Here is a 17,763-nt window from a genome sequence, read left to right on the forward strand (position 1 = left end):
CATAGAGTTACGGCGGTCATGGCGGAGGGGAAACGCCCGGTCACATTCCGAACCCGGAAGCTAAGCCCTCCAGCGCCGATGGTACTGCACTCGGGAGGGTGTGGGAGAGTAGGACACCGCCGGACAATCTTCCAGTCGAGGGCCGCCCCAGCAGGGGCGGCCCTCGACTGCGTTAGCGTTCTCGGCGGAAACGCCATCAGGAAGGATGTACCTGTGAGCTCAGGACCCCAGGGCGGGGACCGCCCCCGTCGTTACGAGGATCGCGCCGACCGTGGCCAGGGGCGTGGTGACGCCGGCCGCGACGGCCGTCGCGATGACCGTCCCTCGTACCGGGGTGGCCGCGACGACCGCCCGGGCGGCTTCCGCGGTGGTGACCGTGACAGTGGCGCCCGTGGTGGCGACCGTCGTGAAGGCGGGTTCGGCGGTGGCGATCGCGAGGGTGGCTTCCGCGGTGGCGACCGTCGTGAAGGCGGGTTCGGCGGTGGCGATCGCGAGGGTGGCTTCCGCGGTGGCGACCGTCGTGAAGGCGGGTTCGGCGGTGGTGAGCGTCGCGAGGGCGGTTTCCGTGGTGGCGACCGTGAGGGTGGCTTCCGGAGCGGAAGCCGTCCGGGCGGCGACCGTCGCGAAGGCGGGTTCCGGGGCGGCGACCGTGACAGTGGCGCCCGTGGCGGCGACCGCCGTGAGGGTGGCTTCCGCGGTGGCGATCGCGAAGGCGGCTTCCGCGGTGGCGACCGCCGTGAAGGTGGTGCCCGTGACGGCGGCTTCCGGGGCGGCGACCGCCGTGAGGCCGGCACCCGTGACGGCGGCTACCGCGGCGGTGACCGCCGTGAGGGTGGCTTCGCCGGCGGTGACCGTCGGGAAGGCGGTTTCCGCGGTGGTGACCGTCGTGAAGGCGGCTTCCGGGGCGGCGACCGTGACGGCGGTTTCCGCGGCGGAGAGCGTCGTGAGGGTGGCTTCGCCGGCGGTGACCGTCGGGAAGGCGGTTTCCGCGGTGGTGACCGTCGTGAGGGTGGCTTCCGGAGCGGTGACCGTGACGGCGGTTTCCGCGGCGGTGAGCGTCGTGAGGGTGGTTTCCGCGGTGGTGACCGTCGCGAGGGTGGCTTCCGGAGCGGTGACCGTGACGGCGGTTTCCGCGGCGGTGAGCGTCGCGAGGGTGGTTTCCGCGGTGGCGACCGTGAGGGCGGTTTCCGGGGCGGCGAGCGTCGTGAAGGCGGCTTCCGCGGTGGTGAGCGCCGTGAGGGCGGTTTCCGTGGTGGAGACCGTGAGGGTGGCTTCCGGGGCGGGGACCGTCGTGAGGGCGGCGAGCGTCGTGAGGGCGGTTTCCGCGGTGGTGAGCGCCGTGAGAGCGGCTTCCGTGGCGGGGACCGTCGCGAAGGCGGCGACCGCCGTGAGGGTGGTTTCCGCGGTGGCGACCGCCGCGAAGGCGGCTATCAGGGTGGCGACCGTCGGGAGAGCTACGCCGGCGGCGAGCGCCGCGAGGGCGGCTTCCGCGGCGGCGAGCGCCGTGAGGGTGGCTTCCGCCGCGACGACCGGCGTGACGACCGTCGGCCGGGCGGCTTCCGGGGCGAGCGGGACGGTGAGCGCCGTGGCTACGGTGACCGGCCGGGCGGCGACGACCGCCGTGGCAACTTCGGTCCGCAGCGGGAGCGCCGGGACGAGCGCGGCGAAGGGCGTACCGGTGAGGCGCCGGAGTTGCCGGACGAGGTCGTCGCGAGCGACCTCGACTCGGCCGTCCGGGCGGAACTGCTCTCCCTCGCCAAGCCGGTTGCGGAGACGGTTGCCCGGCACCTGGTCGCGACCGGGCTGCTGATCGACGAGGACCCGACGCTGGCGCTGGCGCACGCCATGGCGGCCCGCCGGCTCGCGTCACGGATCGCCGCCGTGCGGGAGGCCGTCGGACTGGCCGCGTACCACGCCGGTGAGTGGCAGACGGCCATCGCCGAGCTGCGGACGTACCACCGGATGAGCGGTCTGCAGAGCCACCTGGCCGTGCTGGCCGACTGCGAGCGGGCGCTGGGCCGGCCGGAGCGGGCGATCGACCTGTTCCGCGGCGCCGACCGGGACAAGCTCGACCAGGCCGTCGCGATCGAACTGCTCATCGTGGCCGCCGGCGCGCGCGGCGACCTCGGGCAGAAGGACGCGGCCGTGGCGATGCTGCAGGTCCGCGAACTGACCGGCGACTCGACCGAGCCGTGGGCGGCGCGACTGCGTTACGCGTACGCGGACGCGCTGCTGGCGGTGGACCGGCGCGAGGAGGCGCGGGAGTGGTTCTCCCGGGCCGCCGACGTCGACTCCGAGGGGGAGACCGACGCCGCCGAGCGGCTGCTGGAGCTGGACGGCGTGGTCATCGAGGGCGACGACGAGCCCGAGGACGACGCGGACACGTCCGAGGCGTCGGCCGACGATGACGACGACGATGACGATGACGACGATGACGATGACGATGACGACGACGACGACGATGACGACGACCGCGAGGACGACGCGCGGCTGAGCGACGACGTCGTGTCGGGCACCGGCGGCGACGCGGCACGGGCCGGCTACCGGGACCGTGACGCGGGCGACCTGACCGACGACGAGCTGACCGACGCCGAGGCCGGCTCGCTCGCCACCGCCACCCCGACCGCCGTCACGACGTCCGAGGACACCGCCACGTCGACCGCGGACACCGCCACGCCGGGCAGCACCGTCGCGGCTGCGGACGCCACCGACGTCACCCCGGCCGACAAGGCCGACGCCGACCGGCCCGCACCGGGCGACGCCGCGTCCGGCGAGGGCGAGGCGGCGGAGCGCCGGTGACCGGGTACGGCGGGGACACCGCTACCGGCGCGGACCAGGGGCGACCCGTCCGCGCCGGAGCGGCCGGCCGGCTGGTCGACGCGTACTCGCTTGTCGTCTTCGACCTGGACGGCGTCATCTACCTGATCGACCGGCCCATCCCGGGCGCGGTCGAGGCGGTCGGCCGGCTGCACGCCGAGGGGCGCGCCGTCGCGTACGCGACGAACAACGCCTCCCGGCGCTCCAGCGAGGTCGCCGACCTGCTCACCGGCATGGGCGTCCCGGCGCAGCCGGCGGAGGTGCTCACCTCCGCGGCGGCCACCGCCGAGCTGCTCCGGGACCGGCTGCCCGAGGGCGCGCCGGTGCTCGTGGTCGGCGCGGAGGCGCTGCGGGCCGAGCTGCGCGCGGTCGGCCTGCGGCCGGTGTCCACCGTCGACGAGGAGCCCGCCGCCGTGGCCCAGGGCTACGGCCCGCAGGTCGGCTGGTCCGACCTGGCCGAGGCGTCCCTGGCGGTACGCGCGGGCGCGCCCTGGTACGCCACGAACACCGACCGCACCCTGCCCAGCCCGCGCGGCCCGCTGCCGGGCAACGGCTCGCTGGTCGCGGTGCTGCGTACCGCGCTGGGCCGCGACCCCGACGTGGTGGTGGGCAAGCCGGAGCCGGCGCTGTTCACCACCGCCGCGCGCCGGGCCGGGGCCGGGCGCACGCTCGTGGTGGGGGACCGGCTGGACACCGACATCGAGGGCGCCCGCCGGGCCGGGCTGGACAGCCTGCTGGTGCTCACCGGGGTCAGCGACGCCGCCGAGCTGCTGGCCGCGCCCGAGGAGCGCCGCCCCGCGTACGTCTCGTTCGACCTGGCGGGGCTCTTCGACCCGGACGCGGTGGTGGCGGTGCCGGGCCGGGCGACCGCCGGCGGCTGGTCGGTGGCGGAAGCCGGCGCGGACCTCGTGCTCGACGGCGCGGGACCGCCGCTGGAGGCGCTCGCCGCGCTCTGCGCGGTGGCCTGGTCGGCGTCGGCCGGGCCGCGCGTGCGGGCGCAGTCCCCGGCGGCGGCGGAGGCGCTCGCCGCGTTCGGCCTCGACGGCTGAGCGGCGAAGCGGCTAGAGCAGCTTGCGGAGCTTCATCAGGTCGAACGGGTTCGCCTTGATCGAGACCCGCCGGGACGCGACCGCCGACATCACGTCGAGCCGGCCGTTCACCAGCGCGACCAGGTCGTCACTGCCGGTGCTCAGCGCGATCTTCGCCTTCGGGTCGTCGCCGTCGGCCAGGTCGACCAGCCGCCCGCCCTCCAGCCGCCCGTGGAACGCGGTGCCGAGATCGGTGATCCGGCAGGCCAGCGTGCGGTCCAGGTCGATGCGTCCCTGCGCCTCGGCGTTGCGGTCCAGCCGCGCGGCCAGGTCCTGCAACGCCTGCCGGCACTCGTCCACGCTGGCCACATCGTCTCCTCACCACGAACCACGCCGTTTCCCGGCACCGTACCGCAATGGGGCGTCCGGGGTGCCCGGTAGCGTGGCACCTGCACACCTCGCCCCGCGGAAGGACTCAGGCATGCAGGACGCGTGGCGCGCCTACCTCGAGCTGGCCATGGGCCTGACGGAGGCGCCCCGGAAGAAGGCACAGGACGCGGTCATGCGCGTCGTCGGCCAGGGTGGCGCGACCGCCGCCCAGATCCAGACACTCGCCGAGGAGCTGGTGGCCACCGGCCTGGCGAACCGGGAGTCGCTGACCAAGCTGGTCCGCTTCGAGGTGGACCGGGCGCTGGGCGCGGTCGGGCTGGCCACCGCCGACGAGGTCGCCGAGCTGACCCGCCGGGTGCACGACCTGGAGCGGCAGCTACGCGAGGCGCGCGGCAACCTCGGGCCCGGCGAGACGCCGCCCGCCGGATCGTCCGAGCCCGCCGCCGCACCGGCCGGGACCGCCACCGCGCCGTCCGGCGCGACCGCGCCGCCGACCGCCGAGTCCGCGGCAACGGCGCCGACGAAGGCGGTGGCGAAGAAGACGGTGGCCAAGAAGGCGATCGCGAAGAAGCCGCCCGCCACCATGGCCCGTACCCCCGCCGACGGCTCGCCCGCCGCGCCCGCCCGGCCGGCGAGGAAGGCCACCGGCCGCCGGGCGGCCGGCTCGTGACCGCGCCGCGGCCCGGTCCGCCGCCGGGCCCGCGGCCCGGACCACCCCCGGGGGTACGCCCCGCGCCGGCCGAGGAGGTCGGCGAGGCGCGGCACCCGGCGGTGGACGCCGCGGTGCTCGGCATGGCCAGCGCCGAGGCGCTCGCCCCGGCCGACCAGATCGCCCAGTACGAGGCGGCGTACGAGACGCTGCGCGAGACCCTCGCCACCATCGACCAGGCCTGAGCAGAGGCGGAGACACACCTGATGGCTCGTCGTACCCGGCTGGACGCCGAACTGGTCCGGCGCGGGCTGGCCCGCTCCCGGGAACAGGCCGCCGCGCTCGTGGAGGCCGGTCGCGTCCAGCTGCGCGGAGTGCGGGCACGCAAGCCCGCGGCGATGGTCGACCCGGCCGATCCGCTGCTGGTGACCGGAGAGGACCCGGCCGACGAGTACGTCTCCCGGGGCGGCCACAAGCTGGCCGGCGCGCTCGCCGCGTTCGCCCCCGGCGGGCTGACCGTCACCGGCCGGCGCTGCCTGGACGCGGGCGCGTCGACTGGCGGGTTCACCGACGTGCTGCTGCGCGGCGGCGCCGCCGAGGTGGTCGCCGTGGACGTCGGCTACGGGCAGCTCGCCTGGTCGCTGCGCACCGACGAGCGGGTCCGGGTGTTCGAGCGTACGAACGTGCGTACGCTCACACCGGAGGCGATCGGCGGTCCGGTCGACCTGACGGTGGCCGACCTGTCGTTCATCTCGCTGCGTCTGGTGCTGCCGGCGCTGGCCGCGTGCACCGGCCCCGGCGGCGACCTGGCGCTGATGGTCAAGCCGCAGTTCGAGGTCGGCAAGGAGCGCGTCGGCGCCGGCGGCGTGGTCCGCGATCCGGCGCTGCGCGCCGAGGCGGTGCTCGACGTGGCCGCCGCGGCCGCCGGGCTCGGCCTCGGCCTCGCCGGAGTGGCGGCCAGCCCGCTGCCCGGGCCGAGCGGCAACGTCGAGTTCTTCGTATGGTTGCGCGGGGACGCGCCCGCCGCGGACCCGGAGCGGGTCCGCGCGGTGGTGGCCGCCGGCCCGCAGGGCGCCGCCACCACGGCGGCCACGACCGAGGAGGTGTCCGGGTGAGCCGCACCGCGCTGCTGGTGACGCACACCGGCCGTCGACGCAGCACCGAGCACGCCCGGGCGGTGGCCGCCGACCTGATCGCCGCCGGTTTCGAGGTGCGGGTGGTCGCCCGGGACGCCGACGACCTGGACCTGCCCGGTGTGGTGCCGGTGACCGGCCCGGAGGCGGCCGAGGGCGCCGAGATCGTCTTCGCGCTGGGCGGGGACGGCACGTTCCTGCGCGCGGCCGAGCTGGCCCGTCCGACGAAGGTCCCGTTGCTGGGCATCAACCTGGGCAAGGTCGGCTTCCTCGCCGAGGCGGAGATCGACGACCTGGACACCGCGGTACGTGACGTGGTCGAGCGTAACTACAGCGTGGACGAACGGCTCACGCTGGACGTCACCGCCGAGTTCGACGGCGGGCCGACCATCGAGTCGTGGGCGCTCAACGAGATCAGCGTGGAGAAGGGCGAGCGCGCCCAGATGCTGGAGCTGCTCGTCGACGTGGACGGCCGGCCGCTGTCCCGGTACGGCTGCGACGGCGTGATCTGCGCGACCCCGACCGGCTCCACCGCGTACGCGTTCTCCGGCGGCGGGCCGGTGGTCTGGCCCGAGGTGGAGGCGCTGCTGCTGGTGCCGATCAGCGCGCACGCGTTGTTCAGCCGCCCGCTGGTGACCGCGCCGACGTCGACGTTCGTCATCACCGTCGACCCGTTCACCACCCTCGCGGTGCTCTGCTGCGACGGCCGGCGTGTCTACGACCTGCCGCCGGGCGCCCGGGTCACGGTGCGCCGGGGCACGTTGCCGGTGCGCATCGTGCGGTTGCGGGCGCGTCCGTTCACCGACCGGCTGGTGGCCAAGTTCGACCTGCCCGTCCAGGGCTGGCGGGGCAACCGTCGCTGACCGACGGATCAGCGGAAACCTCCGTTCGGACCACCGGTCCGGGCCGCCGCGCACGTTACGGTGGGCGTACGGGCCGCGATGAGGTGAGTCCGGGTGCGGCGGTGAGGCCCGCCGCTTCCGGATGCGTGGCCCGGATGTCGCGGGCTCGGCCAGGGGGTGGTCGGGGCCGCGACGGTCGGGACGCCGGAGTGTCGTAGCCGGCCGCGGCGGGCGGACCGGCGCGCCGCGCCCGATCGGGTGTCGACCCCGGTCGGGCGGACAGGTCGTGCAGCCGCCGCCGGAGGAAGCGGCGGCGCGCGAGCTGGGCGACGCGATCTCCGGCGTCCCGGCCCTCTACCGCGCTGCGCTCGTGTCCACCTGGCGACGTGTCGCCGGTGCGGCGGCCATCAGGTCGGCCGGCCGCCGTGCACCAGTGGGCAGGTCGCGGTGCGACCGTCCACCACGGCCGGTCGGCGGCCCAGCCGCTGCGCGAACTCACCGGCCGGGGTCGTCTTCGCCCGCACCGGGCTGCGGTGGAGCTCCTCCTCGTCCGGGGTCGGGTGCCCGCGGCTCGACCTGCCGGCTGGTCAACTGTCACACGGCGGGGCTACTGTCGGGTGCTGTGCTGGAAGAGCTGCGCATCACCGGACTGGGCGTCATCGAGGACACCACGCTGCCGCTGGCCGCGGGGATGAACGTCATCACCGGCGAGACCGGCGCCGGCAAGACCATGGTGGTGACCGGCCTCGGCCTGCTCTTCGGCGGCCGCGCCGACGCCGGCCGGGTGCGCGCCCAGCCGGGCCGCGCCGTGGTGGAGGGCCGGCTGCGCCTCGGTGGGCGGGTGGCCGAGTCGGTGCACGCCCGCATCGTCGACGCCGGCGGTGAGCCCGACGAGGACGGCTCGCTGCTGCTCAGCCGCACCGTGACCATCGAGGGGCGTTCCCGCGCGCACCTGGGCGGGCGGGCCATGCCGGTGTCCACGCTCGGTGAGGTCGGCGAGCAGGTGCTGGCCGTGCACGGCCAGTCCGACCAGCTGCGGCTGCTGCGCCCGGCCGAGCAGCGCGCCTCGCTCGACCGGTTCGCCGGGCCCGAGCACGAGAAGCTGCTCGACGCGCTGCGCGAGACGTACGCCAGGTGGCGCACCGTCGTCGACGACCTGGCCGACCGGCGGCGCAACGCGCGCGAACGCAACCAGGAGGCCGACCTGCTGCGGCTGGGCCTGGACGAGATCACCCGGGTCGATCCGCAGCCGGGGGAGGACGACGAGCTGAAGGCGGAGGCGCAGCGGCTGGAGCACGCCGAGGGGCTGCGTACCGCCGCGCAGGTGGCGCAGCAGTGCGTGGCCGGCGGCGTCGAGGCGGCCGACGACGCGCCGGACGCGACGGCGCTGCTGGGCACCGCGCGGCGCACGCTGGAGGCGCAGGCCGGCACCGACCCGGCGCTGGGCGAGCTGGCGGCCCGGCTGGAGGAGGCCGCCACGCTGGTCACCGACGTGGCCGCGGAGCTGTCCACCTACCTGGCCGCGCTGGACGCCGACCCGGCCCGCCTGCAGACCGTCTACGAGCGGCGGGCCGCGTTGCGCGGGCTCACCCGCAAGTACGCCGACGACGTCGACGGCGTGGTGGCGTGGGCCGAGCGGGCCCGCACGCGGCTGTCCGATCTGGACACCTCCGACGAGCTGCTGGACGAGCTGGACCGCGAGGCCACCCGGCTCGCCGGTGAGGTGGCCGACCTCGCCGGCCGGGTGTCGGCGTCCCGGCGGGAGGCCGCGGTCCGCTTCGCCGAGGAGGTCACCGTCGAGCTGGCCGGGCTGGCCATGCCGCACGCCCGGATCGAGGTGGCGGTGCTGCCGCGTCCGGCGGGCCGGTCCGAGCCGAGCCTGCCGGTCAACGGCGTCGAGACCGGCGTCGGCGCGGACGGCGCCGACGAGGTGGAGCTGCGGCTGCTGGCCCACCCGGGCGCGCCGGCGCTGCCGTTGCAGAAGGGCGCCTCCGGCGGCGAGCTGTCCCGGGTGATGCTCGCCATCGAGGTGGTCTTCGCCGGTTCCGGCGGCCCGCCCACGCTGGTGTTCGACGAGGTCGACACCGGTGCGGGCGGTCAGGCCGCGGTGGAGATCGGCCGCCGGCTGGCCCGGCTGGCCCGCAGTCATCAGGTGCTCGTGGTCACCCACCTGCCGCAGGTCGCCGCGTTCGCCGACCGGCACCTGGTGGTGGCCAAGGACACCGGTGGAGCGGTCACCACGAGCGGGGTGCGCGTGGTGGAGGACACCGAGCGCGCCCGGGAACTGGCCCGGATGCTCGCCGGTTTGCCGGACTCGGATCTGGGTATCGCCCATGCCGAGGAGCTCCTGGCCGTGGCGGCCAAGGAAAGGCGTCCGTGATACCCCGATTGTGAGCGCAAGCACACCGGCGCGGGTTCCGGTGTGCTTCCCTGGGTAGGCGGCCCTGCTCAGGCATGTCGCGACAGCAAAACCTGCCTCACATGCCAGGATGGTCACGATGCGTCTACCCATACTGCGCCGGAGCCGGAACCCGGAGCCGGGCTCCATCGTCGGCACCGCGCGCCTCGACCGCCGGACGAAACGGCTGGTCGGGCGGCTGCGCCCCGGCGACATCGCGGTCATCGACCACGTCGACCTGGACCGGGTGGCGGCCGACTCGCTCGTCGCGGTGGGTGTGGCGGCGGTGCTCAACGCCAAGCCGTCGGTCTCCGGCCGCTATCCCAACCTCGGCCCGGAGGTGCTGATCTCGGCCGGCATCCCGCTGCTGGACGATCTCGGCGAGAGCGTCTTCGAGCAGGTCCGCGAGGGTGACCGGGTCCGCATCGAGGGCAACACCGTGTTCGTCGGCGAGGAGCCGGTCGCGCACGGCACGTTGCAGGACGCCGAGACCGTGGCCAAGTCGATGGCTGACGCCCGGGAGGGCCTGTCGGTGCAGTTGGAGGCGTTCGCCGCCAACACGATGGACTACCTGCGGCAGGAACGTGACCTGCTGCTCGACGGCGTCGGCGTGCCGGAGATCCAGACCCAGATCCAGGGCCGGCACTGCCTGATCGTGGTGCGCGGCTACGACTACAAGGCCGACCTGGACGTGCTGCGCCCGTATATCCGGGAGTTCAAGCCGGTGCTGATCGGCGTCGACGGCGGGGCCGACGCGCTGGTCGAGGCGGGCTACACGCCGGACATGATCATCGGCGACATGGACTCGGTCACCGACGACGTGCTGCGCTGCGGCGCCGAGGTGATCGTGCACGCCTACCCGGACGGGCGGGCGCCCGGCCTGGCCCGGGTCAACGGGCTCGGCGTACCGGCGATCACCTTCCCGGCGGCGGCCACCAGCGAGGATCTCGCCATGCTGCTGGCCGACGAGAAGGGCGCGTCGCTGCTGGTGGCCGTCGGCACCCACGCCACCCTGGTCGAGTTCCTGGACAAGGGGCGCGGCGGCATGGCATCGACGTTCCTGACCCGGCTGAAGGTGGGCGGCAAGCTGGTCGACGCCAAGGGCGTCAGCCGGCTCTACCGGCAGAGCATCTCCGGTTCGTCGCTGCTGTTGCTGGTCCTGTCGGCGGTGGCCGCGATGGCCTCCGCCGTGGCGGTCTCCACCGTCGGCAAGGCGTATTTGGGCGTGGTCTCCGAATGGTGGGACAATTTCGTGTTCCAGCTCGGCCAGCTCTTCTAGCTCCCCCGACGATCAAGAGGCTGCAAGCGTGATCAACTTTCGCTACCACGTGGTGTCCCTGACCGCGGTGTTCCTGGCGCTGGCGATCGGCCTGGTGGTCGGCACGGCCGCCCTCAACGGGCCGGTCGCCGACTCGCTCCGGGAGAACGTCAACGGCCTGCGCAAGGACAACTCGCTGATGCGCCAGTCGGTCAACAGCATGCAGAAGCAGCTGGAGACCGAGGAGGACTTCGCCGCCGAGGTGGCCCAGCTCGTCCTGCCCGGCAAGCTGACCGGCCGTCGGGTGCTGGTGCTCACCCTGCCCAGCGGCCGCGACCAGGCCGAGGGCGTGGTGAAGATGCTGCAGACCGCCGGCGCGGACGTCACCGGCCGCATCGACGTGCAGGACAAGTTCGTCAACCCGGACAGCAACAACAACCTGCTGGAACTGGCGGTCACCGCCCGGCCGAACACGTCCCCCGCCATCAACCTGCCCGGCAACGGGCACGGCGTGGAGACCTCGAGCGCGCTGCTGGCGAACGTCCTGGTCGACCGTCCCGCGGGCACCCCGGCGGCCAGCGAGACCGACCGGCGCACGGTGCTGGAGCAGTACGCCACCGCCGGCTACCTCACCCCGGCGGACAAGATCTCCACCGCCGCCGAGGCGGTCGTGATGGTCACCGGCCAGCCGTACGTGGACAAGGACTCGGCCAAGAAGGACGAGTCGGTGGTGAAGATCGCCGTGGAGTTCGACCGGGCCGGCGCGCTCGTGGTCGCCGGCATGGGCTCGACCGGCGGGAACCTGGTCTCCGTGGTCCGCGGCGACCCGGTGCTGTCGCAGACCATCTCCACCGTCGACAACGCCAACACCGTGCAGGGTCAGCTGGCCACCAGCCTCGCCCTGGCGCAGCAGCTCACCGAGAAGAAGACCGGCCAGTACGGCGTGGGCGACAACGCCGCCTCCCGGGTGCCTACACTGCCCCGGTGACCGCTCGGGCCGCCCGGTCCGTGCCGCGTCGCGTTCGAAGTCCGGATCGAGGAGGTCCCGTGAGACTGGGTCGGCTGCTCGCCGTGGGCGCGGGGGTGCTGGCCGCCCGCTACACGCTGCGCCAGACGCGCACGTCGCCGGGCGGGCCGGCGCTGGAGCGCACCAACTACCGGGGCCGCACGGTGACCCTGGCCGCCGGTCCGGCCCTCGCCGTGGGCGCGGCGACCGGCGGCGCGCTGGGCGCCGGCAGCGCACCGGCCGGCGCCGCCGCGCTCGTCGCCGGACTCGGTGCGGGCGCGGTCGGCCTCTACGACGACGTGGTCGGCGCACGCCCCGAGCAGAAGGCCGCCAAGGGCTTCGCCGGGCACCTCGCCGCGCTGCGCGAGGGCCAGGTCACCGCCGGGCTGGTGAAGGTCGCCGGGGTCGGTGTGGCCGGGCTCGCCGCCGCGGCGCTGCTCGCCGCCGACCGGCGGGTCGCCGCGCACCCGCGCCGCCGGCGCGCCGGGGCGGTCGGCCGCGGGCTCGACGTGCTGCTCGGCGCCGGCGTGGTGGCCGGCACCGCCAACCTGGTCAACCTGCTCGACCTGCGGCCCGGCCGGGCGCTGAAGTCCGGCATGCTGCTCGGCGTGCCGCTGACCACCGGCCCGCACGGCGGCATCGCGGCCGGCGCGGTCGGCGCGTCGGCCGCGCTGGTCGGGGACGACCTGGGCGAACGGGTGATGGTCGGGGACAGCGGCGCGAACGCGCTCGGTGCGCTGCTCGGCGTGAGCCTGGCCGCGCGTACCGGGCCGCTGGGCCGCGCCGGCGTGCTGGCCGTGCTCGCCGCGCTCACCGCCGCCAGCGAGAAGGTCAGCTTCACCCAGGTCATCGCGTCCACGCCGGGGCTGCGGCACCTCGACGAGCTGGGCCGGCTCCCGGACTGACGTGACGAAACCGGCTCCTCTCGCCGCCGCCGGCCGGGTCGCCGGGGCGGCCGCCCTCATCGCCGTCCTCACCGTCCTCAGCCGGCTCGCCGGTTTCGGCCGGACCGCCGTGTTCACCTGGATGCTGGGCCCCACCGACCTCGGCGGCGCCTACCTGGTGGCGAACTACGTCCCGAACTTCATCTTCGAGATCGTCGCCGGTGGGGCGCTCGCCAGTCTCGTCGTACCGTTGCTGGCCGGCGCGGTCGAGGCCGGTGACCGGCGTGCGGTGGCCGCCACCACCGGCGCGTTGCTGACCTGGACGCTGAGCCTGCTGGTTCCGCTGGCGGTGCTGCTGGCGGTGTGCGCCGACCCGCTGCCGGGCCTGATCGGAGACGGTCTCAGCGAGGCGCAGCAGGCGTCCGGGGCCCGGATGCTGCGCGTCTTCGCGCCGCAGCTGCCGCTCTACGGCGTGGGCATCGTGCTCACCGGGGTGCTCCAGGCGCACCGCCGGTTCGCCTGGCCGGTCATCGCTCCGCTGCTGTCGAGCATCAGCGTGATCGGCGTCTACCTCGCCTTCACCGCGACCGAGGGGCGGCTGGCCACGATCGGCGAGGCCGGGCGTGGCGGCGAGCTGCTGCTGTCCGCCGGCACCACGCTCGGCGTGGTGGTGCTCTCGCTGTCGCTGCTGATCCCGCTGCGCCGGCTGAAGCTCCGGATCCGGCCGGGCTACCGGTTCCCGGCCGACGCCCGGGCCCGGGTCGGCGGCCTGGCCGTCGCCGGGGTGGTCACCGTCGCCGCCCAGCAGATCGCGCTGGTGGTCGCGCTCAACCAGGTCACCTACGGCCGGACCGCCGACGTCGTCGTCTACAACCTCGCCCAGACCGTCTACTTCCTGCCCTGGGCGGTGCTGGCGGTGCCGCTGGCGGTGGCCGCGTACCCGACGCTCGTCGCGGCCCGGGCCACCGGCGACGAGCGCGCCTACCGGGACACGCTGGCCCCGGCGGTACGCGGAGTGGTGCTGTTCAGCCTGCTCGGCGCCGCCGCGCTCGTCGGCACCGCGATCCCGGTCGGGCACTTCTTCTTCGCCGACCCGCTGGACGCGCGTACCGCCGCGGCCGGCATCGCCGGGTTCGCGCCCGGCCTGCTCGGCTACGGCCTGTTCGCGGTCCTCACCCGCGCCCTGTACGCGCGCGGGGAGACCCGCGCGGCCACCGTCGCGACCGCGCTCGGATGGCTCAGCGTGCCCGCGTTCGCCCTCCTGTTCGCCCAGGCGCTGCCGCTGGCCGACCGGGTCCTCGCGGTGACGCTGGCGACCTCCGCCGGCATGGTGCTGCTCGGCGCGCTGCTGATCGTCGCGGTCCGGCGTGCCGCCGGCGGCGAGGCGCTCGCCGGAATCGGCCGGGCCGGCGCCGCCGGACTGCTCGCCGCAGTGGTCGCCGGAGCGGGCGGGGCGGCCGTCGCGGCGGGACTCGCCGGGCTCGGTGACGGCACCCCGACGACACCGCAGGCCCTCGCGCAGGGCATGCTGTCCGGGGTCGTGGTCGGTGTCCTGTTCCTCGCCGTCGCCTGGCTGACCGACGCCCGCGACCTGCGGCCGCTGCTCGCGACCGTGACCCGCCGGCTGCGCCGGCGACGCCCGGCCGGCGGGGACGACGGCCCGCCGGCGCAGCAGCACCCCGGCGAGCGGGGCGACGGAAAGGAGACCGTTTCCTCATGACGGACGCCTCGCCCGCACCGCGCTGGCCCGGGTCGGTGGCCCTCGTGCTCGCCTCCAGTACCGGCGGGGTCGGGCAGCACGTGCGCTCGATCGCCGGGGGACTCACCGAGGCCGGAGCGTCGGTGCTGGTGTGCGGACCGGCCGCCACCGAGGAGCAGTTCGGCTTCACCGGCGTCGGCGCCCGGTTCACCCCGGTGGAGATCCCGGCCAGCCCCACGCCGGGCGACGCGCGCGCGGTCACCGCGCTGCGCCGGGCGCTCGCGGACACACCCGTCGACGTGGTGCACGCGCACGGGCTGCGCGCCGGTCTGGTCGCGGCGCTCGCCCGCCCCACCGCGCCGCTCGTCGTCACCTGGCACAACGCGGTCCTCGCGAAAGGGCTGCGCGGCGCGGCGTCCCGGCTGGTCGAGCGGATCGTCGCCCGGTCCGTGCGGGTCGCGCTGGGCGCCTCCGCCGACCTGGTCGACCGCGCCGCCGCGCTGGGCGCCGCCGACGCGCGCCTGGCCCCGGTCGCCGCGCCCACGCTGCCGCCGCCGGGCCGCCGCCGCGCCGCCGTCCGCGCCGAGTTCGGCGTCACCGCCGACCGCCCGCTGATCCTCTCGGTGGGCCGGCTGCACCCGCAGAAGCGGTACGACGTGCTCATCGACGCCGCCGCCCGCTGGCGCACCCGTACCCCCGCCCCGGTCGTGGTGATCGCCGGCAGCGGACCCGCGTACCTGCCGCTGGCCGCCCGGATCTCGGCCGCCCGCGCGCCGGTGACGCTGCTCGGGCACCGCACCGACGTGGCGGACCTGCTGGCCGGCGCCGACCTCGCCGTGGTGACCAGCGACTGGGAGGCCCGGCAGCTGTTCGCCCAGGAGGCGCTGCGGGCCGGCGTACCGCTCGTCGCGACCGCCGTCGGCGGGCTGCCGGAGCTCGTCGGCGACGGGGCCGTGCTGGTGCCGCCCGGGGACGTGGACGCCGTCGACGCGGCGGTGCGCGACCTGCTCGACGACCCCGTACGCCGGGCCGAGGTGGGCCGGCGCGGCCTGGCCCGGGCCGCGACCTGGCCCACCGAGGCGGACACCGTGGCCGCGCTCGCCGACCTCTACGCCGAGCTGACACCGCAGCACTCCGCCGGGAACCGCTGATGCTGCGCCGACTGACCCCGGTCCTGCTCACCCTGGTCGTGGTGGCGCTGGGCATCACCGCGCTGGCCGCCCGGCCGGACCGCGGCGCGGACCGGCCCGGCGCCGACTTCGTGGTCCTCGTCGGCGCGGCCGGCCTGCGCTGGGACGACGTCGACCCGGAGAACACGCCGACGCTGTGGCGGATGGCCGAGCAGGGCGCGATCGGCTCCCTGTCGGTGCGGTCCGCGCACCGGCCCACCTGCCCCGTCGACGGCTGGCTCACCCTCGGCGCCGGGAACTTCGCCGCCTGGCCGGGCGCCCGTCCGGGCGGTGGCTGCCCGGCGGCCGGCGTGACTGTGGAACGGCCCGACGGCATCGGCGCGAACCTGCCCGACCAGCCCAGCGTCGTGGCGCACAACCAGGAACAGCTCGCCTGGGGCGCCAAGCCCGGCGCGCTGGCCGAGTCGGTGCGCTGCTCGGTGGCGGTGGGGCCGGGCGCCGCCGTGGCCGCCGCCCGTCCGTTCGGCCGGGTCGACAGGTACGCGCCAACGCTGCCCGAGAACCCGGCGGAACTGCTCGGCTCCTGCGTGCTGAGCATCGTCGACGCCGGCACCGTCGACGACGACGACCCGGCCGTACGGGCCGCCCAGGCGCGGCAGGCCGACGCCCGGCTGGCCCGGGTCCTCGCCGCCCGGCCGCCGCGCTCACTGGTGCTGGTCGCGGGCGTCTCCGACACCGACAACCCGGCGCGGCTGCACGTCGCGATCGCCGACGGCCCCGGCTGGACGGGCGGCTGGCTGACCTCGCCGAGCACCGCCCGGTCCGGCTACCTGCAACTGGTCGACCTGGCCCCGACCGTGCTCGCCGTGCTCGACCGGCCGGCCCCGGAACGGGCCTTCGTCGGCCGTCCCGCGGTCACCGCCGACGACCGGCCCGACGACCTGCGGGCCGCGATCGAGGCGTCGGCCGACGCGGACCGGGAGGCCGCCGCCCAGCGGCGCGTCGCCGGCTGGTTCTTCACGCTGCTCGCCGCCGCCCAGCTGGCCCTCGCGGTAGCGGTGCTGCCGCTGCTACGCCGGGCCCGCCGCCTCGCCGGCCCGCACGGACCGGAACCGGTGTCCCGGCGCGTCGTCGCCGTGGTGGAGCTGCTGCTCATCGCCGCCGCGCTGGCCGTGCCCGCGGCGCTGCTGGCCGACGCCGTGCCCTGGTGGCGCGGCAGCCACGCCGGCGTGTGGTACGCCTCGGTGACCGCGCTGCTCGTCGTCGGCGGCACCGCCCTGGTCCGGTTCAGCCCCGGGCACGAGCGCACGCTCGGCCCGCTCGGCGCGGTCGCCGGGCTGGCCACGCTCGTGGTCGGCGTGGACGTGCTCACCGGCTCCCGGCTGCAGCTCAACGGCGTGGTCGGGTACTCCGCGCTGGAGGGTGGCCGGTACGCCGGGCTCGGCACCGTCGGGCTGGGCGTGTTCGTCGCCGGATCACTGCTGTGCGGCGGCTGGCTCGCTCAGCGGTTCCGCAAGGGCTGGCGGCCGATGGTGATGGTGGCCGTCGGCGGACTGGCAGTGGTGATCGTGGGCAGCCCGTACCTGGGCGCCGACTCGATCGGCGCGATCGCGCTCACCGCCGGCGTCAGCGTCGCCGCCGCCATCTGCACCGGCGGCTGGCTCACCGTGAGCCGGCTGGCCTGGGCCACCATGGCCGCGCTCGCGGTCACCATCGGCTTCGCCCTGGTCGACCTGGGCCGTCCCGCCGACGAGCGGGGAAGCCTGGGCCGGTTCCTGGCCGCGCTCGGCGACGGCACCGGCGGGCTCACCGTGCACCGCTCCGGCGACTCCAACATCCAGACGCTGGTGAACAGCCCGCTCACCGTGCTGGCCTTGGCCGGGGCGGCGCTGGTCTGGCTGGCGCTGCTGCAGCCGTGGGGCGGCCTGATGCGGCTGTTCGGCATCTACCCGGCGATCCGGGCCGCGATGGCCGGCACCGGCGTGGCCGTCGGGCTGGGCGGCGTGCTGGGCGGCTCGGCGCTGGACGTGGCCGGCGCGGCGGCGGCGCTCGTGGTGCCCATGGCGGCGCTGTCGGCGCTGCGGGTGCTCGACCACTCCACCGACCGTACGCTGCCCGACAGCGGCCGCCCTGGCGGCGAGACGGGCGCGGTCCCACCGGCCGGCCCGGACAGCCCTTCCCGAGGCGGCCCCGCTGCCGGCGGCCCGCCTGACGGTGCTCCGTCGGCCGGTGACGGTGCTGGCGACGGTGCTGGTGATGGTGGGTCGGCGGGCGACGGTCCGGCCGGTGACGGTGTGGGCGATCCGGGGGAGGCCGGGGAGCCGGCCGGACCGGGTCGGCAGGGCCCGGCCGGCACGGAAACGCCGAACGCATCGCCCGGCGCCGGGGCACGGGTCCCCGCACAGCCGACCCCGGCCTCCTCGGAGGTCCCCGCCGGCTGACCCGGCCCGCGCTGCCCCGCGGGCGTGCCGCCCCCCGCTCGCGCCCTCGCCAGATCGGGGAGGTGGCGGGGTCAAGGCCCTGTGGAAG

The 17,763-nt window shown here is 75.9% G+C and carries 15 protein-coding genes and 1 rRNA gene; 14 read left to right on the plus strand and 2 right to left on the minus strand.

Translation table 11 applies throughout. The features are described from left to right. Nucleotides 1-8 precede the first annotated feature (8 nt). A 5S ribosomal RNA gene (rrf, locus tag BAW75_RS26165) occupies nucleotides 9-125 on the plus strand. A gap of 94 nt (nucleotides 126-219) precedes the next feature. Here rrf and BAW75_RS32670 read toward each other — a convergent pair. Continuing rightward, nucleotides 220-1,788 carry a hypothetical protein gene (locus BAW75_RS32670; protein WP_146074903.1) on the minus strand — a complete coding sequence of 523 codons (1,569 nt, stop codon included), beginning with the start codon at nucleotides 1,786-1,788 and terminating at the stop codon, nucleotides 220-222. Here BAW75_RS32670 and BAW75_RS33080 point away from each other — a divergent pair, their 5' ends adjacent. Next, nucleotides 1,789-2,799, plus strand: a complete 1,011-nt coding sequence (locus tag BAW75_RS33080) for a Replicase polyprotein 1ab (protein WP_409074676.1) — start codon at nucleotides 1,789-1,791, stop codon at nucleotides 2,797-2,799. Nucleotides 2,800-2,870: 71 nt separating this feature from the next. Further along, the gene (locus BAW75_RS26180) at nucleotides 2,871-3,866 is read left to right on the plus strand and encodes an HAD-IIA family hydrolase (protein ID WP_176722855.1); all 996 of its coding nucleotides are present in this window, start codon (nucleotides 2,871-2,873) and stop codon (nucleotides 3,864-3,866) included. Between the two features lie 12 nt (nucleotides 3,867-3,878). Here the strand turns inward: BAW75_RS26180 and BAW75_RS26185 are convergent, their stop codons facing one another. Continuing rightward, nucleotides 3,879-4,214, minus strand: coding sequence for an SCP2 sterol-binding domain-containing protein (locus BAW75_RS26185; RefSeq protein WP_043324901.1), 336 nt, complete (start codon nucleotides 4,212-4,214; stop codon nucleotides 3,879-3,881). Between the two features lie 112 nt (nucleotides 4,215-4,326). Here BAW75_RS26185 and BAW75_RS26190 point away from each other — a divergent pair, with 112 nt between their 5' ends. From BAW75_RS26190 to BAW75_RS26240, 11 genes are all read left to right on the plus strand, one after another. Continuing rightward, complete coding sequence (locus BAW75_RS26190) at nucleotides 4,327-4,905, plus strand: phasin family protein (RefSeq protein WP_064446406.1); 579 nt, start codon at nucleotides 4,327-4,329, stop codon at nucleotides 4,903-4,905. Further along, a complete protein-coding gene (locus BAW75_RS26195; RefSeq protein WP_104115245.1) occupies nucleotides 4,902-5,129 on the plus strand; it encodes a hypothetical protein in 228 nt (75 codons plus the stop codon). Before BAW75_RS26190 ends, BAW75_RS26195 begins: the two co-directional genes overlap by 4 nt. A gap of 21 nt (nucleotides 5,130-5,150) precedes the next feature. Further along, entirely contained in the window at nucleotides 5,151-5,999 is an 849-nt protein-coding gene (locus tag BAW75_RS26200; protein ID WP_104115246.1) for a TlyA family RNA methyltransferase, read from the plus strand. Continuing rightward, on the plus strand, nucleotides 5,996-6,880 hold the full coding sequence (locus tag BAW75_RS26205) for an NAD kinase (RefSeq protein ID WP_104115247.1): 885 nt from the start codon (nucleotides 5,996-5,998) through the stop codon (nucleotides 6,878-6,880). The genes BAW75_RS26200 and BAW75_RS26205 overlap by 4 nt, the downstream gene beginning before the upstream one ends. 601 nt (nucleotides 6,881-7,481) lie before the next feature. Continuing rightward, the gene (recN, locus tag BAW75_RS26210) at nucleotides 7,482-9,239 is read left to right on the plus strand and encodes a DNA repair protein RecN (protein WP_104115248.1); all 1,758 of its coding nucleotides are present in this window, start codon (nucleotides 7,482-7,484) and stop codon (nucleotides 9,237-9,239) included. A 118-nt stretch (nucleotides 9,240-9,357) separates the two neighbouring features. Beyond that, complete coding sequence (gene steA / locus BAW75_RS26215; RefSeq protein ID WP_030502674.1) at nucleotides 9,358-10,536, plus strand: putative cytokinetic ring protein SteA; 1,179 nt, start codon at nucleotides 9,358-9,360, stop codon at nucleotides 10,534-10,536. Between the two features lie 28 nt (nucleotides 10,537-10,564). Next, nucleotides 10,565-11,503 (plus strand): copper transporter, encoded by a 939-nt coding sequence (locus BAW75_RS26220; protein WP_069089175.1) that lies wholly within the window; start codon nucleotides 10,565-10,567, stop codon nucleotides 11,501-11,503. A 59-nt stretch (nucleotides 11,504-11,562) separates the two neighbouring features. Further along, nucleotides 11,563-12,426: a hypothetical protein gene (locus tag BAW75_RS26225; protein ID WP_104115249.1), complete on the plus strand. Its 864-nt coding sequence runs from the start codon at nucleotides 11,563-11,565 to the stop codon at nucleotides 12,424-12,426. A gap of 1 nt (nucleotide 12,427) precedes the next feature. Continuing rightward, the gene (gene murJ, locus BAW75_RS26230; protein ID WP_104115250.1) at nucleotides 12,428-14,125 is read left to right on the plus strand and encodes a murein biosynthesis integral membrane protein MurJ; all 1,698 of its coding nucleotides are present in this window, start codon (nucleotides 12,428-12,430) and stop codon (nucleotides 14,123-14,125) included. Continuing rightward, on the plus strand, nucleotides 14,122-15,255 hold the full coding sequence (locus BAW75_RS26235) for a glycosyltransferase family 4 protein (protein ID WP_064446399.1): 1,134 nt from the start codon (nucleotides 14,122-14,124) through the stop codon (nucleotides 15,253-15,255). The genes murJ and BAW75_RS26235 overlap by 4 nt, the downstream gene beginning before the upstream one ends. Beyond that, nucleotides 15,255-17,675: a hypothetical protein gene (locus BAW75_RS26240; RefSeq protein ID WP_104115251.1), complete on the plus strand. Its 2,421-nt coding sequence runs from the start codon at nucleotides 15,255-15,257 to the stop codon at nucleotides 17,673-17,675. The genes BAW75_RS26235 and BAW75_RS26240 overlap by 1 nt, the downstream gene beginning before the upstream one ends. Nucleotides 17,676-17,763: the final 88 nt, after the last annotated feature.

Source organism: Micromonospora chalcea, from assembly GCF_002926165.1.
Taxonomy (GTDB): domain Bacteria; phylum Actinomycetota; class Actinomycetes; order Mycobacteriales; family Micromonosporaceae; genus Micromonospora; species Micromonospora chalcea.

Bases quoted from the DNA above. Each gene is read 5' to 3' on its own strand.
- BAW75_RS26235 (WP_064446399.1), top strand. From the start codon at position 14,122: ATGACGGACGCCTCGCCCGCACCGCGCTGGCCCGGGTCGGTGGCCCTC.
- BAW75_RS26240 (WP_104115251.1), top strand. From the start codon at position 15,255: ATGCTGCGCCGACTGACCCCGGTCCTGCTCACCCTGGTCGTGGTGGCG.
- BAW75_RS26200 (WP_104115246.1), top strand. From the start codon at position 5,151: ATGGCTCGTCGTACCCGGCTGGACGCCGAACTGGTCCGGCGCGGGCTG.
- BAW75_RS26190 (WP_064446406.1), top strand. From the start codon at position 4,327: ATGCAGGACGCGTGGCGCGCCTACCTCGAGCTGGCCATGGGCCTGACG.
- steA (WP_030502674.1), top strand. From the start codon at position 9,358: ATGCGTCTACCCATACTGCGCCGGAGCCGGAACCCGGAGCCGGGCTCC.